General features: G+C 64.2%; 4 protein-coding genes. All 4 read left to right on the top strand.

The features are described 5' to 3' along the window. Positions 1–163, top strand: a 163-nt coding sequence (locus KH616_RS23130) for a high-potential iron-sulfur protein (RefSeq protein WP_292252283.1), incomplete at its 5' end; no start/stop codon positions are given. 236 nt (positions 164–399) lie between these two features. Beyond that, complete coding sequence (locus KH616_RS23125) at positions 400–909, top strand: DUF1269 domain-containing protein (protein ID WP_292252282.1); 510 nt, start codon at positions 400–402, stop codon at positions 907–909. Positions 910–1,243: 334 nt separating this feature from the next. Continuing rightward, on the top strand, positions 1,244–1,756 hold the full coding sequence (locus KH616_RS23120) for a hypothetical protein (protein ID WP_292252281.1): 513 nt from the start codon (positions 1,244–1,246) through the stop codon (positions 1,754–1,756). 352 nt (positions 1,757–2,108) lie between these two features. Further along, positions 2,109–3,257, top strand: a complete 1,149-nt coding sequence (locus tag KH616_RS23115) for a c-type cytochrome (RefSeq protein WP_292252280.1) — start codon at positions 2,109–2,111, stop codon at positions 3,255–3,257. Positions 3,258–3,358 lie beyond the last annotated feature (101 nt).

Below are 3,358 nucleotides of genomic sequence, written 5' to 3'. Positions count from 1 at the left end.
GGTCGATCATACGAAGTTTCCGAAGTTTCAGTCTGGGCAGGCCTGTGCGAACTGCCAGTTCTTCCAGGGCAAGACCGGCGACGCGACGGCTCCGTGCACGATTTTCGGCGGCAAGCAGGTCGATGCAAAAGGCTGGTGCAGCGCCTATATGAAAAAAGCATAGCGGGCCATCGCATGCGCGCGCGGAGCATAGCGCCCCTCCCCGCCTTGGCCGGTAACCGCGCGCCCCTATGACCGAGCGATTTTTCCCTTGGCGCGATCCATTGCCGCTCGAAGCACGGCAATGCGGCACGTCGCCATCGCAGTTTCCACAATTTCAGGGACGACCTCCGGAAGCGCTGGCATAGAATAGAAAAGCATCCCTCGAGGATGAGCTGACGGTAAAAAAGGGGTGCCAACATGAGACGCCTTTATTTCCTCGTACCCGATACGCAGATGGCGAAGGCGATCGTCGACGACTTGTTGCGCGCGCGCATTATCTGGCGCCATATCCACATCCTCGCCAATCACAGTGTCGCGCTCGATCAGTTGCCTGAAGCATCCTTGCTGCAAAGCAGCGATGTCGTGCACGCGCTCGAGCGCGGCGTCGCACTCGGCGGCGCGACCGGCGCGCTGGTCGGTCTCGTCGCGCTTGTGTTCCCCCCTGCGGAGCTCGTGATTGCGGGCGGCGCCGTGGTCGCACTGACGTTGGCAGGCGCGGGCTTCGGGGCATGGACGGCCGCGATGATCGGCATCGCCGAGCCGAACGCACGACTCGAGCGATTTCGCGACGCGATACAGGAAGGCCAGATCCTGATCATGGCCGACGTGCCAGGATCGCGAGAGCAGGAAATCGAGCAGATGGTCGCCCAGCATTTCCCGAAAGCCGATCTGGAGGGTGGCGAGCCGACGACCCCGATCTTCCCCTGAAACTCGAAAACCCGCACACGCAACAGCCGCGGCTGCCTCCCAACACGGCGTGCCCTTGGCATCAGCCTCGTAGGGGCGTTGTTGGAGGGCTTCCGCGGTTCGGCACTGCTATCGCATTGCCGCGCCCAAGGGCGACATTCCGCTTCTCGTCATCGACGTCCGCCGATGCCGAACGTCGGGCAGAACGCCGCGGTGCGACGCCACACGCCGGGTTTTTATACCTTGCGTTGACATCCGTATCTGCCATTCTGGATCGCACGAGGGGCGCACTTTTGACGCGAGCGGTGCTTTCGGTACCTGAGTGCTGAAGCTGAACTGCCAGCAAGGAGGTCGTATGGAACTGCACATTCAATCGCACCATTGGGAACGGCGCATGCCCGACTGGCGCGCCGCCGCCGTGGCCGGTTTGGTGGGGGGCGCGCTGGTGATCGTGCTGGAATTCTTCTGGTCGACCATGGTGCTCGATGAAAGCCCGTGGCAACCCACCCACAAGATCGCGGCGATGGTGATGGGTTCGAGTGCGCTCGAACAGATGTCGGACTTCAGCTTTGGCATCGTGACAACGGCGCTGGTACTGCACTACGTGCTCGGCGCCATCATGGGGATGATGCTCGGCGCGCTCATCGCGCCTTTCCGCTTCGATTCGAGCGTGGGCATGGAAGCTGTCATCGGCGTGTCCTTCGGGATCGTCGCGTATGTATGGAATTTCTATGTCATGACGGCCGTATTCCCATGGTTCGTCTCGGAGCGGGGTTCCGGGCCCTTGCTGGCAAACCTGCTGTTCGGCGTGGTCACCGCCATCGTCTACGGGATGCTGGAACGACGCACTCAGGACGCGATGCACTGACGCGCCATTTTTCCTGCCGCGCCGATCGGGTTTCGGGCCCCGAACGCCCGGCGCGCTCGAGTGACGGTCGCCCCGGCCATCCATGCCGGAGGCGGCCGTTTTGCATTGCATCGCAGCAAGTGCCGCTCCATTCGCGCGACCGCCGTAAAGGGCGCGCGCGTCCTCCTTGCGCTGCCTTGCACGATGCAGATGGGCGGACTACCTTTTCTTTAGAGCCGCTTGCAACGCCCAGTGAAGCGGTCCTGGCAGACGTGCCGGCGCAGGCAGGATGAAGGACGGCAAGGCGCGCCACGATGCCAGGCGTTTTTTTGTTGACGGCTCCAGCAAGTGACGCGCAGCGAGGTGGCCTTCTATGGCGCTTGCGATTGCCCTGAGCCTGATCATCGTATTGGCGGTGGGGTTTCACTTTGCCAGTCCCTGGTGGATCACGCCGATCGCGTCGAACTGGGTGCGCATGGACGACATGTTGACGATCACGATCGTCATTACCGGCGCGCTCTTCATCGCGATCAACCTGTTCATCGTGATCGCGCTGCTGCGCTACCGCCACCGCCGCGGTCATCGCGCGGCTTACGAGCCCCACAACAAGCGGCTGGAATGGTGGCTGATCGGCCTGACCTCGATCGGCGTGGCAGCGCTGCTGGCGCCGGGGCTCTTCGTCTACGCGGACTACGTCCGGCCGCCGGCCCACGTGCTGCAGATGGAAGTGCTCGGCCAGCAATGGCAATGGCGCTTCCGCTTCGCCGGCCCCGGGGGCAGGCTGGGCAAGACGGACGTGCGCTATATCAGCAGCGACAACCCCTTCGGCCTGAACCCCGGCGACCCGAACGGCCGTGACAACTACCTGATCGAGACGCCCGAGGTACACCTGCCGCTCAACCGACCGATCCAGGTTCTGACACGGTCGCGCGACGTGCTGCACGACTTCTACGTCCCCCCGTTCCGGGCGCGCATGAACATGGTGCCCGGCATGGTGACGACCTTCTGGTTCACGCCGACCAAGGCGGGTCGTTACGACATCCTGTGCGCGCAGCTTTGCGGTCTCGGGCACGCCGGCATGCGCGGCGTGGTCGTGGTGGAAGACGAAGCCTCGTTCTCGCGCTGGCTCGCGCAGCAGAGCACGTTCGCGCAGCGGCAGCAGGCCAAGGTGCAGGCAGCCCCCGCCGCGGCAGGCGGCAGCGCCCAGGCGCTGGCTGATCAGGGCAAGGCGCTCGCCGCGGCCAAGGGCTGCGTCGCCTGCCATTCCGTGGACGGCAGTCCACGCGTGGGCCCCACCTGGAAAGGCCTGTACGGCAAGACCGAAACGATGGCCGACGGCAGCACCGCGAAGGTCGACGAAGCCTATCTGCGCGCCTTCATCCGCGACCCGAAGGCCCGCGTCGTGAAGGGCTTCGCCCCCATCATGCCGACCTTCGACCTGAGCGAGCAGGAACTGACCGCGCTGGTGGCCTACATCAGGTCGCAAGGCGGCCCGGCCGCCAGCAGCGCAGCCAATCCCTAGCGGAGCAGACGCAATGTCCTACGCGCACACCGACCACGTCCCGCAAAGCTTCTGGACCCGCTATGTCTGGAGCCAGGAACACAAGGTCATCGCAGTGCAGT

It is taken from the genome of Burkholderia sp., assembly GCF_018375725.1.
Classification (GTDB): Bacteria; Pseudomonadota; Gammaproteobacteria; order Burkholderiales; family Burkholderiaceae; genus Burkholderia.
Note: the sequence above shows the minus strand (reverse complement) of the source record. Positions and strands in the feature narration are given on the sequence as shown.

Excerpts from the sequence above, each read along its gene's own strand:
- KH616_RS23125 (WP_292252282.1), top strand. The coding sequence starts at position 400 with ATGAGACGCCTTTATTTCCTCGTACCCGATACGCAGATGGCGAAGGCG.
- KH616_RS23120 (WP_292252281.1), top strand. The coding sequence starts at position 1,244 with ATGGAACTGCACATTCAATCGCACCATTGGGAACGGCGCATGCCCGAC.
- KH616_RS23115 (WP_292252280.1), top strand. The coding sequence starts at position 2,109 with ATGGCGCTTGCGATTGCCCTGAGCCTGATCATCGTATTGGCGGTGGGG.